Raw genomic sequence first — 18,070 nt, forward strand, 5'->3', positions numbered from 1 at the left:
TAATTGCTCGCTCATATAGCATCTCCTTCATGACCACTTAATTTCAACAATATTACTAAACATAGCTTAAATTTTTATTTTCTAAAATTTTTCTTATAAGGCGGAAAAAATTTAATAATTGATTTCAAAGTTAAGTGCTGCATTCTTAGTAACCTGCCAGATTCAAACTTCATATTATGGTAATAGGAGGGATGGCTATGGGAAGAATGAGAACCAAGATTAAAGTTAAAATTAATTATCCAACTACAAAAGAAGGTATAAAACGCTTTGAAGAAGCAAAAGCCAGAGGAGTTATTAGGGCTCTTAGAGCTAAACATAGTGAAGAGGAAGTAAGACTTGTAATAGAAAGGCTAAAACAAGAGTTAGAAGGCTCAGTTAATTAGATAATAAGTATACATAACATTAGAAAAGAAAATAATGAACATAAGTAAGGTGATTAAACTTATATTATTTGCCTTTTAGTACAAGTTGGATCTGCACCTTGACCAGTAGATAAATCTATATCTAGACCTTCTTCCTTGAAGAAACCTTGGCTCATAGCAGCGTACATAGGTGCATAGAATACTGATCTAGCAACCTCATTAAGCCTTACTTTAACTAATTTTTTTTCTCCAGATGTGTTGGTTTTAGAGCTTGTGCCTCCGCAACCAACAGCTGTAACAGCAAGTGCTGCTACTAATGCTGTAACTAGAAATGTTTTAATTTTTTTTATTTTCATCATCTTACCTCCTTGAAGCTGTTTATTTTTTTAAGATTTTATTGGCTCATCAAAACTCTATAAGTATTATTCAAGAGTTTTTAATTTCAACACAGTGTTTTATGGTTACTTATTTTCATATGTTTTGGTTTTGCATAGATGTACAACCTTCATAACAAACCTCTGATTTATAATATGATCGCTATATGTTAAATGTTAATTAATATAGTATATTTTGGTAATGAACATATTTTTGGTAAGTAATTGAAGATTGATATATTAGTATAAACAATCTGTTTCAATTGTAATAATATGTATAATTTTCATAGGGGGATTATAATTGAATTGATATTAAAACTTGAGTATAGTGGCCGTTGTAAGGCGCTTTATAATTAATATGTAAAATTTACATTAACATATTGAATTAACAAAAATCCAATGTTATATTGTTTTATGTGAATAGTAAGAAAATGTAATAGTGGAGGTGGCGTTTTTGATTACATGGAAAGATGAATATACAGTAGGTGTAAAGTTGATAGACGATCAGCATAGAAGATTATTAGAAATAGCGGATGATGTATATCAATTAACAAAAAATAACTTTATAACAGATAAGTATGATAAAATAGTGCAGGTAATAGAGGAGCTTAAGGACTATACAGTTTTTCACTTTAAATCAGAGGAAGAATATATGCTTAGTATAGGATATAAGAAGTTCTTATCTCACAAAGTAGAACATGATGATTTTGTTAATAAAATCAACAGCTTAGATCTTAAGCAAATCGATGAAAGTCAACAACAGTACTTATTAGAGATACTTGAATTTATCGTAAAATGGATAGATGAGCACATACTACAAAAGGACAAGCTTATAGTAGAATAAATACATATTTTTTTAAAAATAAAAATTAAAAGCCTAATCTAGTTGTTTTAGCTGGATTAGGCTTTTAATCATGTTCATAATTCGCATAGCAAATACTTGTAGTGTCAGGGTTATTTATTTTTATAAATAGTAGAATAAATGTTTATTGCTAAAGAAAAAATAGTTGAATAAGAAAGTTTTGGAGGTGTTATTTTGTTTAAACATGAAAAAAAGTTATTGCAAGATGTAAAAGTAGAAAGAGTAAATCCTCAATATGCTGTACTTATGCAAGAGCAACTAGGTGGAGCAAATGGAGAGCTTAAGGCAGCTCTTCAGTATATTTCTCAAAGCTTTAGAATCGAAGATCCAACAATAAAAGATTTGTTTCTTGACATTGGTGCAGAAGAAATGAGTCATATGGAGATGGTTGCTCAAACCATAAATCTTTTAAATGGCCATGAAGTTGATTATAGCAAAGTAACTTCAGGAGAAATAGAGTCCCAAGTACTGTATGGACTGAATCCAGGCCTAGTAAATTCCTCAGGAGATCCATGGACTGCACATTATGTAAATGCTACAGGAGATATATGTGCTGACCTTCTTTCTAACATAGCAGCTGAGCAAAGGGCTAAGGTTGTCTATGAGTATTTATATAGGCAAATTAACGATAAGTATGTAAGAGAAACTATAGATTTTTTATTAAATAGAGAAGAAGCGCACAATGCATTATTCAGAGAAGCTTTTAATAAAGTTAAGCTAGATGGTTCAAATAAAGATTTCGGAGTGACTGAAGACTCTAAGCTTTACTTTGACCTATCTACTCCAGGTAGATTCTTTGAAAACCCAAATCCTGTTCCACCGGAGTTTGTGAACCCAAGAAAATAGTAAAAAAGCTATGATAACTATAGATATTTTTCTTAATACAAATGATAATCATACTTATTATGGATATTAAGTAAAAAAGATAACTTGTTACCAAAACTCCTCTATAATAATAAATCTGTTTTCGAGCAAAATACTAATACGATAACCAATTAAGTAATTGAAATTTAAAATACTTAGTTTCTACTAAGGAAGTAAATAGACATTCTTAACTGAGTTATCAAATATATTATTTTAAAGGAGGACTTAGTCATGGCAAACAACAGAAATAGAGTTTTAGTACCTGAAGCAAAGGAAGGTCTAAGCAAGTTCAAATTTGAAACTGCTAGAGAGCTTGGAGTTGATTTAAAACAAGGTTACAATGGAGACCTAACTTCAAGAGAAAATGGTTCAGTAGGCGGATACATGGTTAAGAAAATGATCGAAAGCTATGAAAATGGATTAAAGTAATAAATGATATGGAGGCTCTGCAGAAATGCAGAGTCTTTATTTCTTTTAGAAAGTATAAAAAAATGCTAGCTATAACTATTTATCTCAAGTGCTTATAAAGCTATTTAGTATAAGCAATAAAAAAGAAATCTTATCATAATCCCAATTTTTATAATTTATATTTTGAAATGGAGAACAAAAAAAGGCTCACCTGAATTGATCAAGTGAGCTTCTATATTTAGGGATGAAAGTGGTATATATACCTGTGGTTAAAATGTAATATTTACACTGATTAGCTGTGTTGATAATTCATAATGATTGAATACATTTTAAATTTATATATTAAAATATAATATAGCAATATTTCACAGAAATATATCTAAGGACACTTTTAAAATATAATTTAGAAAATATCTAATTAAAATTGCTCTTGTAATACTTTATTAGCAGATTCAACATCTTGCTTAATTTGTTCTTGTGGGGTACCATATGCGTTATACCAACCTTTTGTTATTAGCATGTCAGATAACTTAAAGTGGCTAGCAATGCAGGCATTAAGTTGAGTACTTAATAACTGTCTAACCTCTGGATTTGTTGTTTCTGGTATAACCTTAGAAAGCATACCAATATCATTTTTAGACATTGCTAGTAAATCTAAAGCAATATCTTTGTCAGAAAGCTTAGTATTTCCGCTGTTTCCGCTTTGATCAGAACCTAATACTGTATCTATCCAAGACATTCTACTTCACCTCACATGTTTGTATTCTACTTACAATAGCTTGAAGATCATTTATATTAGTTTTTTTTGTGGTTAGAGTATTTTTCATGAATTCCTTTAATTCTTGATCCTTAACCATTGCCACAGTCGTGTTTAGTTTCTTTGCAGCAAGTACGCCTGTATTAAGAAGTTCATGCAGCTCTAGAGTTTCATGAGGAGCAAATTTGTTTATGTCATTCATGTTTATCACCTCCATGAAGATAGTATTTTAATAAGCATAGTTAGGTATACTGGTAATTATTTCACCTTTATAGGAAAATATATATTAGATAAAGCATTGGATAAGCATCAGTAGAGGGCTTAAATCAAAATATTTCCTAGGCAATTGTAGATTTAGACTTCTTTACATAAGTACAAGCAATGCTTATAATATTTATAAAAGGCAGAAAGGAATTTGATATGATAAAAGCAGTATTATTCGATCTAGATGGAACACTACTTGATACAAATGAGCTAATTATAAATTCGTTTAAATATACTTTTAAAAGTATGCTGAATATAGACGTTAGTGATGAAGAAATAACTAAAAACTTTGGATCACCTCTTTATGTATCTTTTAAGAACTATACTGAGGATAGAATTGAGGAAATGATAAAGGTTTATAGAGACTATAATGAAGAACGCCATGATACTATGTGTTATGCTTTTGATGGGGTAGAAATATTACTATCAAGCTTGAAGCAAATGGGTATTAAATTAGGTATAGTAACTTCAAAAAGAAGATCTCTAGCAGAGAAGGGGCTTAAAATAGCAGGAATATATGATTATTTAGATATAATAATAACTCCTGAAGATACAGAAAATCATAAGCCTCATGGTGAACCAGCATTAAAGGCTTGTAAGGAACTTGGTATATCTACTAAAGAGGCAATAATGGTGGGAGATTCACATTTTGATATTATGTGTGGAAAGAATGCTGGATGCTATACTTGTGGGGTAGAATATACAGCATTACCTATAACTTATCTAAAGGAACAAAACCCAGATTATTTTGTAAAAAGACCTGAGGAATTAGTTGATGTAGTAAAAAATATTAATGTTGCATAAGTTGATATAAGAATATATAAAGAAAAAAATAGGAATGAACCCCTATTTTTTCTTTTTTTTCTTCTGAACTGAGTAACCAAACTTGCCTATTGGTTTCTTAGGAAGAGGGTAGTATTCACCATGGCAGTAAGCGAGGAGATCAGCATTTTCAAAATGAATCTTTCCTCCAGCATCAATTAAGTCTTCATTAACGAGAGAACCTACAATATCAGCTGTGAACATATGATGAGAGCCTAGTTCTATGATATCTCTCACTTTACATTCTATATTTATAGGGCATTCAGCAATATGAGGAGTTTCGATGTTTTCACCTTCTAGCAGGGTGAAGCCCATTTCTTTAATCTTATCTACTTGTCTTCCAGATCTTACACCGCAATAGTCAACTTTTTTAGTAAGGCTTGAAGTAGGTAGATTCACAACAAATTCCATAGATTCTTTTATGTATTCATAGGATAGTCTTTCAGGCCTAATTGATATGGAGAGCATTGGCGGACGAGTACAGATTGTAGCGGCCCATCCCACGGTAAATACATTAACCTTCCCATCTCTATTTTTAGAAGTTATAAGTACTGCTGGTACAGGATTTAATATTGCACTTCCTTTAAATTTTCTCTTGTTCATAATATACTCCTAGTTAATTTATTTTCCTATGAAAAAGATAAACTTTTCCATTATAATTTGCAGAGGCTTTAGCCTTTATAAGCGATTTCTATATAAATAAAAATTAATAATACATAGATATAAAAATAAACAATCATATTAATTCTTTGCGCAAGCTCATCTAAGCATCGGATGACTGACAACTTAATTTCAACACGGTACTTTAACAGAGCCAAAAGTATAAATCTATATTAGTTAATTTACACTCATATCATTATACTAAAAAGCTGCCTATAACACAAAAATTATGTATTATAGACAGCAATATTTAAATTAGAATATATTCTTATTTCTTCTACTCTTTCTCTTTAACCTATTAATTGTTGCGATGACAAAAAGTATTAATACAATGACTATTATAACACCAGCTGCTAAACCAAAGTATAATCCAAGGTTTGCTTTTACTAGTTCAGAAGTTGAAATATTTGCTTTAACTGCATAGTCTTTGCTGTAATTTCTCTCTGCTACAGTAAGCTTTATTGAAGCGTTATCTTTAGCTAGTTTCCATGCATCCACATCAGTTAATTTAACATTCTGAGTAACTTCTTTTTTATTTATTTCATTTTCATAATACTTAACATCTTCTTGCACAACTAAAGGAACTTGAATTGTTTTTGTTGGACCAAAGAACTTAAGTGGTTTATAACTTACGTTCATTTTTTTTACTTCACTTCCAGACTTGATTAGAGTTGATTTATCTGCAGCGAAGCTATAGTCCATAATTTTCTTCATATCATTGAATACAGTCTGATCTTGAGCGTCATAGTAAGATTTAAGTACAACACCTATAATCTTATGTCCATTTCTTTCATAGATTGCGGCAAGACATCTGCCTGACTGAGAGGTATAACCAGTCTTTCCACCTATATTACCATCCTTATTAAGTTCCTTGTTTCTATTTTCTAGGTTTATTATTGCTCCATTGCTTATTTTAATAGATGATTTTTCTGTGGTCATTACTTCTTGAACCCAAGGTTGTTTATATGCTTCTCTAGCAATTACTGATAAATCGTAAGCAGTAGTATAATGATCAGGATCATGTAATCCATTAGGGTTTGCAAAATGAGTGTTCTTTAGATTTAACTCTTTTGCCTTAGCATTCATCATATCAACAAACTTATGATAATCACCATTTCCTATATAATCAGCTATCATGTAAGCTGAATCATTTGCTGAGTACATAAGAAGAGCTTTCATAACATCTTCGGCTGTCATCTTATCAGTTACTGCCATAGGTTTAAAGTTTACATTTAAAGAATACTCAGGTTGCTTTTTTGCATCCTCATTGTATGGAACTTCATCAGTTTTCTTAGCTTTTTCGCTGAACAATAAAGCTGTCATCATTTTTGTTGTACTTGCTGGATAGCGCTTAGCATCACCATTTTTGTAATAGATTATTTCGCCAGTATCATAATCTAATGTGATTGCTGAGTCTCCTACTATAGTTGGAAGCTTTGCTGTTGCTTTTTCTTCAGCTTTTGCTGTCAGTGGTGAAAACATGCTGATAGAAAAGGCGATTAAAAGTGAAGTAACTAATCCTTTGCGTTTCAAATCTCATCTCTCCTGTTTTTGGGTTACACGAAACTGCTAGTTTATATATGCGCGAAAATATTCAAAACATTATTTGATATGCAAATCTTATAATAAACTAAGGTGTAAATAAATTTTTTGTGAAATTTATAAAATTTTATCAATAATATTTTTGTACATGTATAAACTAAGTTTATAATAGGACCCTTTTTAATTTTTTTACAACATTTTAAGTATAGCACTAATAGTTTATAATAACAATTAAGATAAAGTTACATTTATGGCAGCTAGGAGGGGATTTAGTGGACTTTAATAACTTTAAACAATTATTTTCTAACCATAGGGCCAAACCTTTAGGACAGTATAAAGAAAGTTCAGTACTCATACCAATCTATAAGGAGGATGATGAACTATTTTTGATTTTTGAAAAAAGGGCATTGACCCTAAGAAGTCAACCAGGGGATATCTGCTTTCCTGGTGGTAGAGTAGAATTTGGTGAAGACAAGAAAGCAGCAGCTATAAGGGAAACAGTAGAAGAACTTAATGTTGCAATAGAAGATATTGAGTACTACGGAGCCATGGACTTTTTTATTTCTCCCTATGGGGCAATAATATATCCATTTGTTGCAGAACTGAAGCGATATCCTTCAAACCCAAGTTCAGAGGAAGTAGATCATATTTTTAAGGTTCCAATAAGTTATTTTATAAATAATAGCCCTATTAAGCATCAAATAGAAGTAGTGCCTAAGATAGGTGAAGATTTTCCCTTTGATTTGATACAAGGAGGAAAGGGATATAATTTTGCAAAGGGGAAAATGGATCAGTATTTTTATAAATATAATGAATATGTGATTTGGGGATTTACTGCAAGGATTGTGAAAGAGTTTTTAGATTTTATAAAATAAAATACTTTGATAAAATGCTGAAATTAAGTGGCCAGTCATCCAATGCTTTAATGAGCTTGAGATAATAAATAGCTCGCTCATAAGCATCTCCTTCATGACCACTTAATTTCAAAAACACTATTAAACTTAGACAAGTAGAAAAGAATAGTGTACTGATTACAAGAAAATTGCTTTAGCTATTTTTTTCTACATTGAAATATAAAAGTTATTACTATCTAGACCTAGTAATAATATTATTAAGTAGATTCAGTAAAAAACTTATTTTAGATTGCTTATCTAGTGACTCCTTTTCCAGAATCAGAAATATCTATAAGCTCTTCAGGATAAGGTTCCAAAAAGCTCTGCTCCAGAAGATATTCATTATTAAATCGTATGGCTTGTGATTTAAGAAGGTTTAGAAGGACACTTAGAGGTATCTTCCCAGCCCTATATTTTTCAACTACTGAAAGCATGAAGTCTCTTTCTTTCGGATTCAAGTATTCACTAAAATATCCAAACGCATGCATAAAAACATTGATGTTTGAAGTATATCTAGGAGTTTTTGAAAGAAGTTTTAGCAGTCCTGTATAATAGGCATTAATTATTTCAGTTTCTGATAGATAATCATGGTTGGCTACTATTCTACCTAGGTTCTTCAATTCAGTCTGATTGTAGGACATAAATAGTAACTTGTGTCTACTGTGGTATTTAAGGAGTGTTTGCAGATCTTGATGTTCTTGAACCTTTGAAAATTCCGATAAAGAAAATACGCTGGAAAGAAAATGATCTCTTATAGCAAAGTTTTTCAAACGGCCATCTTCCTCTATAGGTAGATAACTAAATCTATCCTGCACTAAACCGCCAAATATACCTTTCCCTTTAGAGCTTTGAGCTCCCTTGGCGGTACCTTGATATATCTTAACGTCTCTAGTTCCACAGGAAGGGGACCTGCTTTTTAAAAGGAAGCCATTAACTCCTTTTAAGTTATCAATGAAGTTTGTAGAAAAGTTAATCATATCTTCTGTATATTCCTTCAAAGAGCTAGACTCTACGAGCTTTATGTTATCTTTTTCTCTAACAAGTCTTATTACCTCTCTAGGAACTGGAAGGCCTATTGCCACTTCAGGACACACTTCTATAAATTCTACAAAAGGTTTAAGTTTTATATATAAACTGAAGGTAGATGCTTCACCGTTATATCTACAGGCAGTATTACCTAAACACTTACTTACAACTATTTTTGGCTTAGACCAAGTCTGCATATCGAATCCTCCATGTTTTTAATTTTTAGAGTTCCTCACTCAACTAATAATTTATACATGCCAGAAAGCTCCCAGAATCCGAGATTTTCGAACAAGTGTAAATTAAGTTTCCTTGTATGATCTCTATATATGAATATATTTTAATTAATAAATTTAATTATATACAAAGCAAATATATATTTATAAAAATATTAAATCATAAAAATTGCTTCTGTTAAACTACTGTATTGAGCATGACCATTTGATTTGAAGATTATTACTAAACATAGTCTAAAAATATAATATTTTATAGATAAATCAAAGGAAGCTGAAGTACAATATAGCAAATATTAACTGATATATATAATAGGATATAGACACAAAATAATATGGTAGAAAGTCAATTGTATAAGGTTTACATATGAATAGAGGTGGAGATAGTGAAGAAGACATTATGTATGTTATTGTTCTTTATTATCTTCTTTGGAAAAGAGGTTAAGTGCTTTCCGTTGAAATATCAGATGATTAATGATGACAAAGTAGTTGAGTATGTTCATAAAGTAAATTACGATAAAGTTGTCTTTTTAACCTTTGATGATGGGCCATCATATTTAAGTACAAAAAAGATCATTGATATATTAGATAGAAAAAATGTTAAAGCCAGCTTCTTTATTGTAGGAGAGAATGTGAAGAATAATAAGAATAGATTTACGGAAATGTATTATCATGATATGGATGTATTCCCTCATTGTTATAGTCATGTATATAAAAAGATATATAAAAACGAAAATGAATACCTTAAGGACTTAGAGAAATCAATGAGCATAACTGAAGTTTTAAGGAGTTCAGGTAGTAAAAAATTTGTAAGGTTTCCTGGAGGGTCGTATAATTCTTATTGTAAAAAAGATACTTCAACAAATATAAAAAACAATCTAAAAAAGTTAAATATTAATTATATAGATTGGAATGTAAGTTCAGGAGATGCTGCAAGTGCATTAGCCCCTAAAGAGGATTTAATAAAGAATATAAGAAGTATGGGAGATGCGTATAGGATTTCTGTGGTATTAATGCATGACGGAGATAATAAAACCACTACAGTTGAAGCACTTCCAGAAATTATAGACTATTATAAAGATAGAGGATATATATTTAAAAAATTAAGCGAGATGACCATAGAGGAATACGACTATCTAGAAAATATAAAAGTAATGAATAGAAGCTGAAAAATAATTGATACTTGGTCTATAAAGTAGAAAATTATCTGAATAATAAAAACAATCTCTAAGATAACTTAGAGATTGTTTTTATTAAGTCTACTTAATATATTTTCTTTAGCCTTATATTCAAGGGTGTCGTCTAGCGAATCTAAAGCTACTTCACCATACTTAAATTCAAGAGCATTTTTAATCATTCTATCAGCAAACTCTGGATTCTTTGATAGAAGGGAACCATGAAAATATGAGCCGTAGGTGTTTTTGTATATACAACCTTCTTGACCATCTTCTCCGTTATTGCCGTAACCATGAAGGCATTTTCCTAGTGGCTTATGATTATTTATAAAGGTCCTTCCAGAATGGTTTTCAAAACCTACATAAGTTTCACCGAACTCTTCATTTACAATAGCTGTATTGCCTATAAATCTGGTGTTTCCTGGTTCTGTATATATATCTAAAATACCTAGTCCTTCTAATTTTTCTCCTTCAGGAGTAGTATAGTATTTTCCAAGGAGTTGATAGCCTCCACAAATAGCTATAAATACTTTTCCTTCTTCAATATACTTTGCGATTGCATCCTTCTTAGTATTTATTAGATCATCAGAAACTATGGACTGCTCATAATCCTGACCGCCTCCAAAGAACACAATATCATACTTTTCTTCTTCAAAAGGATCATTAATTGATACATTGATAATATTAGTTGTAATACCTCTGCTCTCGGCACGATGCTTTAATATTAAAATATTTCCCATATCTCCATAAACATTTAATAAGTCTGGATAAAGATGGCATATATTTAGTTCCATAGTATCACCTCTTACCATAATTTTTTTATGTACCCTTTTGAATGCAGGTACTTTCTATAATTTATCATTGCAGTATAAGTAGCTAAGATGTATATTTTGTTACCAGTACTGATTTTTATATTTTCAGTTAGTGTTGAGAACTCTCCATCAATTTTGAACTTATCTACTGAAATTCCAGCTATTTTTAGTCTTATAGCCATGTCATACATTCTTTCACCAGATATAAATACATCTTTTATATCAAGTCCAGCTAACTTCTCAAAGTTTACGTCCCATATCCAAGAAACATCTCTTCCGTCAGCATAGTTATCGTTAAGCAAGAAAGCCACTGATAAACTGTCCTTGCTCAAACATAGAGTATCTATAGCTTGATTATAGCCTGCAGGATTCTTTACTAATATAATCTTTACTTCTTTGCCCTCAATATTTATTACTTCTTGACGACCAAAACTTGATTCTTGTTTATTTAAAGAGTTATATATAATTTTATCATCTATTCCTAGTTCTTTAGTAATAGCATAGGCACAAAGGGCATTGTAGATATTATATACTCCTGATTGAGTCACATTAAATTCCTTATGATTAAACTCTACTAAAGAGTTTTCAGAGGTTATATCTAATACATTAGTAAGAGTATATTTTAATTCTGGACGTTTATAGCCACAGCTTGGGCAATAAAAGTCTCCTAAGTGATTATAGGACACAAAATTGTATTCGTAATTTGTCTTACAGAACTTGCAAAACTTTGCATCTGAGTTTATGTCTATCACTTTGTCATTTGTAGGAGACAGACCAAAACCAAAATATGTAGTAGGGTTAGGCAACTTTAACTCACCTAACAAGGATTCATCGCCGTTTAATATTAACTTTGTTTCAGGAACAAGGGTAACACCTTCCATAATCTTAGAAAGGGTTGTATATACTTCACCATAACGATCCAGCTGATCTCTAAAAAGATTAGTTATAGTTATAGACCAAGGAGTTAGATGCTTAGTTATAAACTTTAAGTTTGCTTCGTCTACTTCTATAACTGCATAACGTTCTTTAGAACTGTTAAATTTATAGTTGTCTACAAAGCAGGAAGTAATACCGGGAAGCATATTTGCACCGGTACTATTAGTTATTACATCAAGCCCAGCTTCCTTTAAAATGTTATATATCATGCTAGTGGTAGTTGTTTTACCATTAGTTCCAGTAATCATGATAACTTTGTAATTCTTTGTTACGGTCTTTAGTATTGAATTATCCAATTTCAAAGCTACTTTTCCAGGAAAGTTACTTCCTCCCTTTAGGAACTTTTTTGAAAGAAATAATGTTAATTTTGCTGCGATTATACTAAATAAAGACTTAATTTTAATTTTTGACACCACCTTCATAATTAATTATATAACTATTTAAATATATAATAATAAATTAATAATCAATAAAGCTATATTTTTCGCTGATCTTAAAAGGTACATTAAAAGATCTTTCATTTAGATCCTTTATAACGGAATCTTTTTTTTCATAATCAATTATTATGAGCTTGATTCCAATTGAAACCGAGCTGTTTTTGTTAAAAACAAAAGAAAATTGGGGTACATAGCTTGTTTCTGTATTATTACAATTATTAACAAAAAATGTCTTGTTTATAAGTCTAAACTTATATTTATCATAACTATTTATAAGTACTAAATTTACACCTGTTTTAGAAAGAAAGCTAACATAATTATCAGTAAGAGGTTTTGAAGAGTTAACATAAACCACAACAGGTAAATTACTCTTTTTTAGATCCTCAATGGTAGAAAGCATTGTATTGAAATTATCTGAAGACTCATTATCTACATCTATATATAGAAAGTTTATTCTCTTACCTTGATAGTTTGCTTGAAAATATGATGAGGAAGAACAGTAATTAACACCTGTCTTGGATATGGTATCCAGTTGTGTATTACCTGCAAAAACTAAGTTAATTCCTTTTTCATTAATGAACTTTTTTATAAATGCACCATCCATATTCTCTGATCTATCTAAGTAACCTATAGTCAAGTCACTATTAGACAAAAGTGTTGAAACTATTTGTAGATTACTTGTTATAGGTACGGGGGTTAAATATATTTCACTTACATCATCAGAGTTTTTTGATTTCTGATAATCCATTTTATTTATATTTTTACCTAATAAGATTCCATTTAGAGAAAGGTTCATATTAGGAACAAATCTATATACAAGAATACCTAAAAAAATAAAAAGCAAGAATAATAATGCTAGCTCAACAATCCTTTTCCTTAATAAATTCATTCGCATCACAACCTACCTTATAAACTAAAGTATAGTATATCATAATATCAAATTTGTACCAACATGAAAGTGATAATAGGTTCCTGTATATATAGATTTTTTTTGTTCTTTTTGCTAGAATAATAGGAGAATTTAAAAATTGGAGGAATTATGAGTAAATTTACTGAATTCTTAAAAAGTGTGTTTAAAAGGGTTTCATCAAATGTAAGAAACATAAACTTAGTTTTTTTAAAGAATATTTATAAAGATAAATTTATACCTATGCTGAAAAAGATAAAAGGGTTTAAATTAAATAAACTTAAAAGTGGTTTGGAAAATGTGAATTTTAAAAATAAGAAGTTTAAGATTGCTGCTTTAGTTGTGGCTCTACTAGTAGTTGTAGCGGTTCCAACATCGTATTACTATTATAGACAAGCCCAGGATCAAACTGTGAAAATAGCTACAAACAAGGCTGAACAATATTTCTACAAAAATGAGTATGATAAGGCTTTAGAGGAATATACAAAGTTGAACGAAAAGGAAACTTGGCCTCTTTGGGATGTAAAGATAGCTGAAATATACTCAGTTGAAGGAAAGTTGGATAAATCAAGAGAAATTCTTAAGAAAGCATTAGATAAAAGAAATATTTATATAGAAAAAAATGGTGAAAAGAAGAAAGATTTTAAGGAAAAAGATGAATATCTACTAAACTATATAGTATTTACTAATTATATGAATAAAGATTTTGATGATGCATTAAAACAGGGAGATATAGCTCTATCAAAGTATAAAGATTATAAACCGCTAATAAAAACTATGTTTTCTACATATATGTCAAATAATAAAGTAGATAAGGCTAAGACTTTAATAGACACTTATCCTGTAGATACAAAGTCTGCGTATGACATGGCAGATTACTCAAGAATGAAGATGCTTGTAGATAATTGGGATGATGGCTTCAAATATCTTGAGAAAGCTTGGAATATAGATAAAGATGAGTATAAGGTATATGACGTACTATCACAAATAGCATCGTACAATAGGGACATTTTATTAGAAAAACTAATAGCACTTAAAGAGAAAAATAAAGATAGTGTAGCTTATACCATGTGGCTTGCAAAGGTTTATTCTATGACCTCAGAAACTTCTGATGATGCACTTAAGAATTTGGATGCTTTAAAGGATAAGGACACAGGTAAGATAGAAGTAAACCTAATAAAGGCTGCTGCTTTACAAAATACAAAAAATACAAAGGAAGCAGATCAGCTCCTTGACAAAGTAATAGAAAGTAATAAGGAAGACTATAGAGTTTATCATACTGCTGCATGGTATTACTTAGAAAAGGGAGATTATAAAAAGGCTTTAGAGTATTGTAATGATAGCATTCTTAAAAATAAAGATTATCCAGATAATTATGGCTTCTTAATGCCAGAAATTCTAAAAAAGATGAATAAAAACGAAGAAGCAGAACCTTTCTTTAGAACTGCTTTGCTAAAGGAACCGTACAATTATAATATTCTTCTAAATATAGCTAACTACTATTGGTATACAACACAAGATCTTAATAAGGCTTATGAATTCTTCTATAAGGCATCATTAATAAAGCCAAATGATAGTGAAATAGTATATAATATGGCTATCATAAAGCTAAAAGGGGATAAGAAGGATGAATGTGTTGAGTTGTTAAAGAAGGCTGTTTCTCTTAATGAATCAGAACCAAAGTACCATAGAACCTTAGGAACCATTTATTTAGGACAAAATAAAAATGCTGATGCTATAAAAGAAATAAGATATGCTTACGCTGCTGATAAAAATGATATTCTTACATTAAATAATGCAGGTTGTTTCTATATTTCAATCAATGGCGATCTTGAGAGAGGTATGGTGAACTTAAAGGCAGCTTATACTGGAATATTGGAATCAACTGATGAATATACTAAAAAAACAATTACAGATAACTATGAAAAAGCAAAAAAAATATATGATGATTATAATAAAGAAAATGGAGATACTTTAAAAGTTCCTGATTTTACGCTATTCTATTAATATGAGTCATTTATTGCTTGTTTTATTAAGCTATGGATTCATATTTTTATATATTTAATTAGTAAACATTTAGTTATTAAATTATACGTTTCACAGACATAATTTAATAAACGGGTTAGTTCTACAGTAATTTATACTATAAGATTCTGATCCTGTATAAACCAAAGGAGGAATACTATATGTATCCAATTATTTTTGATAATTTGTACTACGATAAGATCTGGGGAGGAAGAGATTTTGAGCTTTTTAGAGATAATCTTCCGGAAGGTGAAATCGGAGAAAGCTGGGATATAGCTTGCCACCCTAACGGAACAGGAATTGTTTCAAATGGACAATATAAAGGAACTTCATTTAAGGAATTAATTGAGAAGTTAGGTAGTGACCTTGTTGGAACTAAAGTAAGTAAGGAAAGATTCCCGCTTTTAGTTAAGTTGATCAATGCAAAGGATAAGCTTTCAGTTCAAGTTCATCCAAATGATGAATATGGTTTAAGAGTAGAGGGCGACTTAGGAAAGACAGAATGTTGGTATGTTCTTGAGGCTTTTGAAGGAGCAAATCTAGTTGTAGGAACTAAAAATTGTACAAAAGAGCAATTCGTTGAAGCTATAAATACCGGAAACTTTGACGAGTATTTAAATAAAATCGAAGTAAAGAAGGGCGAATTCTACTTTGTAAAAAGTGGATTAGTTCATGCTATAGGTGAAGGCGTTGTTGTTGCTGAAATTCAGCAAAATAGTGATACAACCTATAGAGTATATGACTATAACAGAGGAAGAGAAGTACATGTGGAAAAAGCTTTAGATGTTATAGATTTTGGCCTTAAAGGAGAAAACAACAACGGACTTAAGGCGATTCTTGATGGTGTAACAAAAACTTATTTAGCTCTATGTGATTATTTTACAATAATAAAATACGATGTAGAAAAATCAATAAAAGAAAGTAGTGATCCTGAAAGATTCTATATATTTACTTGCGTAGAGGGAAGTGGAGTTATAAAGTATTCTGAGGGAGAATTAGCAGTTAAAAAAGGTGACAGTGTATTCATCCCTGCAACTCTAGGACAATATGAAATAAGCGGAGAACTATCACTTCTTAAGAGTTTTGTACCAGATGTACAAAAGGTAGAAGAGGAAATACTTTCAGTAGTAAGAAAATAAGTTTTTCCTAAAAATCAAGCTGTAAAAGATATATCCAATGGATCTAGAAGAAATATTTTTATAGTTTAATTAATAGACGGTGTAACTAAAGTGCCAAGGAAAGGGTATGAGTAAATGTGCTCTATAATGAGTTGTTTATATCAGCTGCTTTTCTTGGTATTTTAAATTGTTTAGAGTAGTATAGAAACCTTTATTAGCCAAGTATAGAGGTGTAAGGGATGTATGACAAATTTTCGGATAAATAGTGAGAAAGTATATGATGCTGGCTTGCAAATTTGCCTAATATACATTCAGAAAGGCAACTACGCAAACAAAAGTTAATAATACTGTAATGCAAATTTAATAAATTTTTAATGGACAAAGGGTATACTAAAATTTATAATTAAGAAGTATGTCAAATAACAATTGAAAGTGAGTGAGCTTATGGCGTTAGATTTTTATTTTATTTTGAGAGCTATAATTGTTGCTATAGTAGAAGGTATAACTGAGTTTATTCCAGTTTCATCTACAGGCCATATGATAATAGTTGGAGATATAATCGGTTTTAGTGGTACTAAATTTACTAACATGTTTGAAATAGTAATACAATTAGGTGCCATATTAGCAGTAGTAGTATTATACTGGAACAAAATCTGGACTATGATCAAATCCTTCTTCAGATTTGAGAAGAAAGGTATAAAGTTTTGGATGGTAATAGTAGTTGGTACTATACCAGCATTTATTCTTGGACTAATCTTCAATGATTTGATAGATGAGTACTTATTTAGTGCAAAGACTGTGGCTATAGGATTTATAGTTGGAGGTATCTTATTAATACTTACAGAAAACAGTTATAGAAAAAGAGCAAAACATCTAAAGGTTGCTAAGGATGTTGATGATATAAGCTACGTTCAAGCACTCAAGGTTGGTATATTCCAATGTCTTGCTATGTGGCCAGGTATGTCTAGAAGTGCATCTACCATAATAGGTGGATGGGTAGGCGGCTTAAGTACAGCAATTGCTGCTGAATTTTCATTCTTTTTAGCTATTCCTGTAATGATTGGAGCTTCAGGGCTTAAGCTTAGAAAATTTGATTATTCTAAGATCACTTCAACTGAAGTAGTTGCATTAATAGCAGGTTTCATAGTTGCCTTTATAGTAGCTCTTCTAGTTGTAGATGGATTTATTGCTTTCTTAAAAAAGAAACCTATGAGAGTATTTGCTATATATAGAATATTTGCAGGATTTATACTTGTTGCATTAATCTTAGCAAATGTAATAAAATAATATTTGGAATTTAATTCAACACAAAAGATTAAAAAATTTGTGTTGAATTTTTTTGTTTTTAAGCAGATTATATTTTAATAAAGCTGTATATAAGTATGTGTACACGGCTTAAATTTAGATATCGGTGAAAGAATTAAAAAGAGAAATTATGCTGCCTGCCAGAATTTCTTTGCATATGATTAGAAAAATTAGATTTAGATAGAGATTATCAAATTTTGGGAAAATAAAATATTCATAGCAATGTGAAAACTTCCTCCTTTGCTATTGAATCTTTGAATTTTTAATATAGTTAAAGAGAACAATAAAATA

Annotated in this window: 19 protein-coding genes; 10 read left to right on the plus strand and 9 right to left on the minus strand. The window is 30.3% G+C overall.

All coding sequences use genetic code 11. The features are described from left to right. Window positions 1–197 precede the first annotated feature (197 nt). Window positions 198–383, plus strand: coding sequence for a hypothetical protein (locus GXK57_RS14680; RefSeq protein WP_160677817.1), 186 nt, complete (start codon window positions 198–200; stop codon window positions 381–383). A 59-nt stretch (window positions 384–442) separates the two neighbouring features. Here the strand turns inward: GXK57_RS14680 and GXK57_RS14685 are convergent, their stop codons facing one another. Further along, complete coding sequence (locus tag GXK57_RS14685) at window positions 443–721, minus strand: ABC transporter substrate-binding protein (RefSeq protein WP_160677819.1); 279 nt, start codon at window positions 719–721, stop codon at window positions 443–445. A 469-nt stretch (window positions 722–1,190) separates the two neighbouring features. Between GXK57_RS14685 and GXK57_RS14690 the strand changes: the two genes are divergently transcribed. The 3 genes from GXK57_RS14690 to GXK57_RS14700 all read left to right on the plus strand — a co-directional run bounded on the left by GXK57_RS14690 (window position 1,191) and on the right by GXK57_RS14700 (window position 2,891). Next, window positions 1,191–1,580, plus strand: coding sequence for a bacteriohemerythrin (locus GXK57_RS14690; RefSeq protein WP_160677821.1), 390 nt, complete (start codon window positions 1,191–1,193; stop codon window positions 1,578–1,580). Window positions 1,581–1,772: 192 nt separating this feature from the next. Then, window positions 1,773–2,444, plus strand: coding sequence for a manganese catalase family protein (locus GXK57_RS14695; protein ID WP_160677823.1), 672 nt, complete (start codon window positions 1,773–1,775; stop codon window positions 2,442–2,444). A 249-nt stretch (window positions 2,445–2,693) separates the two neighbouring features. Continuing rightward, window positions 2,694–2,891, plus strand: coding sequence for an alpha/beta-type small acid-soluble spore protein (locus tag GXK57_RS14700; protein WP_128214628.1), 198 nt, complete (start codon window positions 2,694–2,696; stop codon window positions 2,889–2,891). Between the two features lie 397 nt (window positions 2,892–3,288). On the opposite strand, the gene GXK57_RS14705 is transcribed toward GXK57_RS14700, so the two are convergent. Beyond that, window positions 3,289–3,609: a spore coat protein gene (locus tag GXK57_RS14705; protein WP_160677825.1), complete on the minus strand. Its 321-nt coding sequence runs from the start codon at window positions 3,607–3,609 to the stop codon at window positions 3,289–3,291. A 1-nt stretch (window position 3,610) separates the two neighbouring features. Further along, a complete protein-coding gene (locus GXK57_RS14710; protein WP_243156440.1) occupies window positions 3,611–3,829 on the minus strand; it encodes a hypothetical protein in 219 nt (72 codons plus the stop codon). Window positions 3,830–4,047: 218 nt separating this feature from the next. Here GXK57_RS14710 and ppaX point away from each other — a divergent pair, with 218 nt between their 5' ends. Then, the gene (gene ppaX / locus GXK57_RS14715; RefSeq protein WP_160677829.1) at window positions 4,048–4,695 is read left to right on the plus strand and encodes a pyrophosphatase PpaX; all 648 of its coding nucleotides are present in this window, start codon (window positions 4,048–4,050) and stop codon (window positions 4,693–4,695) included. Window positions 4,696–4,737: 42 nt separating this feature from the next. Here ppaX and GXK57_RS14720 read toward each other — a convergent pair whose 3' ends face one another. Together GXK57_RS14720 and GXK57_RS14725 are read right to left on the minus strand one after the other, a co-directional pair. Beyond that, window positions 4,738–5,316 (minus strand): flavin reductase family protein, encoded by a 579-nt coding sequence (locus GXK57_RS14720; protein WP_160677831.1) that lies wholly within the window; start codon window positions 5,314–5,316, stop codon window positions 4,738–4,740. A 312-nt stretch (window positions 5,317–5,628) separates the two neighbouring features. Then, window positions 5,629–6,906, minus strand: a complete 1,278-nt coding sequence (locus GXK57_RS14725) for a D-alanyl-D-alanine carboxypeptidase family protein (protein ID WP_243156441.1) — start codon at window positions 6,904–6,906, stop codon at window positions 5,629–5,631. 281 nt (window positions 6,907–7,187) lie between these two features. Between GXK57_RS14725 and GXK57_RS14730 the strand changes: the two genes are divergently transcribed. Beyond that, entirely contained in the window at window positions 7,188–7,790 is a 603-nt protein-coding gene (locus GXK57_RS14730; protein WP_160677833.1) for a CoA pyrophosphatase, read from the plus strand. A gap of 272 nt (window positions 7,791–8,062) precedes the next feature. Here the strand turns inward: GXK57_RS14730 and GXK57_RS14735 are convergent, their stop codons facing one another. Next, window positions 8,063–9,031 (minus strand): DUF523 and DUF1722 domain-containing protein, encoded by a 969-nt coding sequence (locus tag GXK57_RS14735; protein WP_160677835.1) that lies wholly within the window; start codon window positions 9,029–9,031, stop codon window positions 8,063–8,065. Window positions 9,032–9,450: 419 nt separating this feature from the next. Here GXK57_RS14735 and GXK57_RS14740 point away from each other — a divergent pair, with 419 nt between their 5' ends. After that, the gene (locus GXK57_RS14740) at window positions 9,451–10,233 is read left to right on the plus strand and encodes a polysaccharide deacetylase family protein (protein ID WP_160677837.1); all 783 of its coding nucleotides are present in this window, start codon (window positions 9,451–9,453) and stop codon (window positions 10,231–10,233) included. A gap of 68 nt (window positions 10,234–10,301) precedes the next feature. Here GXK57_RS14740 and GXK57_RS14745 read toward each other — a convergent pair whose 3' ends face one another. Genes GXK57_RS14745 through GXK57_RS14755 form a run of 3 tightly spaced genes read right to left on the minus strand, consistent with a single transcriptional unit; the run spans window position 10,302 to window position 13,313 of the window. Further along, the gene (locus GXK57_RS14745) at window positions 10,302–11,033 is read right to left on the minus strand and encodes a type 1 glutamine amidotransferase (RefSeq protein ID WP_160677839.1); all 732 of its coding nucleotides are present in this window, start codon (window positions 11,031–11,033) and stop codon (window positions 10,302–10,304) included. 11 nt (window positions 11,034–11,044) lie between these two features. Beyond that, window positions 11,045–12,400: a Mur ligase family protein gene (locus tag GXK57_RS14750; protein ID WP_160677841.1), complete on the minus strand. Its 1,356-nt coding sequence runs from the start codon at window positions 12,398–12,400 to the stop codon at window positions 11,045–11,047. Between the two features lie 46 nt (window positions 12,401–12,446). Beyond that, entirely contained in the window at window positions 12,447–13,313 is an 867-nt protein-coding gene (locus GXK57_RS14755) for a hypothetical protein (protein ID WP_160677843.1), read from the minus strand. A gap of 150 nt (window positions 13,314–13,463) precedes the next feature. On the opposite strand from GXK57_RS14755, the gene GXK57_RS14760 reads away from it, so the two are divergent. The 3 genes from GXK57_RS14760 to GXK57_RS14770 all read left to right on the plus strand — a co-directional run bounded on the left by GXK57_RS14760 (window position 13,464) and on the right by GXK57_RS14770 (window position 17,761). After that, entirely contained in the window at window positions 13,464–15,338 is a 1,875-nt protein-coding gene (locus GXK57_RS14760; RefSeq protein WP_160677845.1) for a hypothetical protein, read from the plus strand. Between the two features lie 179 nt (window positions 15,339–15,517). Then, on the plus strand, window positions 15,518–16,495 hold the full coding sequence (manA, locus tag GXK57_RS14765; protein ID WP_160677847.1) for a mannose-6-phosphate isomerase, class I: 978 nt from the start codon (window positions 15,518–15,520) through the stop codon (window positions 16,493–16,495). Between the two features lie 423 nt (window positions 16,496–16,918). Next, window positions 16,919–17,761 (plus strand): undecaprenyl-diphosphate phosphatase, encoded by an 843-nt coding sequence (locus GXK57_RS14770; protein WP_160677849.1) that lies wholly within the window; start codon window positions 16,919–16,921, stop codon window positions 17,759–17,761. Window positions 17,762–18,070 lie beyond the last annotated feature (309 nt).

The sequence above is a fragment of the Clostridium sp. C8-1-8 genome, assembly GCF_009928445.1.
Taxonomy (GTDB): Bacteria; Bacillota; Clostridia; order Clostridiales; family Clostridiaceae; genus Clostridium_AR.

What these genes read in the sequence shown, in the direction of transcription:
- GXK57_RS14760 (WP_160677845.1), top strand. Translation starts at nt 13,464, where the DNA reads ATGAGTAAATTTACTGAATTCTTAAAAAGTGTGTTTAAAAGGGTTTCA.
- GXK57_RS14770 (WP_160677849.1), top strand. Translation starts at nt 16,919, where the DNA reads ATGGCGTTAGATTTTTATTTTATTTTGAGAGCTATAATTGTTGCTATA.
- GXK57_RS14735 (WP_160677835.1), bottom strand. Translation starts at nt 9,031, where the DNA reads ATGCAGACTTGGTCTAAGCCAAAAATAGTTGTAAGTAAGTGTTTAGGT.
- GXK57_RS14680 (WP_160677817.1), top strand. Translation starts at nt 198, where the DNA reads ATGGGAAGAATGAGAACCAAGATTAAAGTTAAAATTAATTATCCAACT.
- GXK57_RS14710 (WP_243156440.1), bottom strand. Translation starts at nt 3,829, where the DNA reads ATGAATGACATAAACAAATTTGCTCCTCATGAAACTCTAGAGCTGCAT.
- ppaX (WP_160677829.1), top strand. Translation starts at nt 4,048, where the DNA reads ATGATAAAAGCAGTATTATTCGATCTAGATGGAACACTACTTGATACA.
- GXK57_RS14745 (WP_160677839.1), bottom strand. Translation starts at nt 11,033, where the DNA reads ATGGAACTAAATATATGCCATCTTTATCCAGACTTATTAAATGTTTAT.
- manA (WP_160677847.1), top strand. Translation starts at nt 15,518, where the DNA reads ATGTATCCAATTATTTTTGATAATTTGTACTACGATAAGATCTGGGGA.
- GXK57_RS14700 (WP_128214628.1), top strand. Translation starts at nt 2,694, where the DNA reads ATGGCAAACAACAGAAATAGAGTTTTAGTACCTGAAGCAAAGGAAGGT.
- GXK57_RS14720 (WP_160677831.1), bottom strand. Translation starts at nt 5,316, where the DNA reads ATGAACAAGAGAAAATTTAAAGGAAGTGCAATATTAAATCCTGTACCA.
- GXK57_RS14685 (WP_160677819.1), bottom strand. Translation starts at nt 721, where the DNA reads ATGATGAAAATAAAAAAAATTAAAACATTTCTAGTTACAGCATTAGTA.
- GXK57_RS14755 (WP_160677843.1), bottom strand. Translation starts at nt 13,313, where the DNA reads ATGAATTTATTAAGGAAAAGGATTGTTGAGCTAGCATTATTATTCTTG.
- GXK57_RS14705 (WP_160677825.1), bottom strand. Translation starts at nt 3,609, where the DNA reads ATGTCTTGGATAGATACAGTATTAGGTTCTGATCAAAGCGGAAACAGC.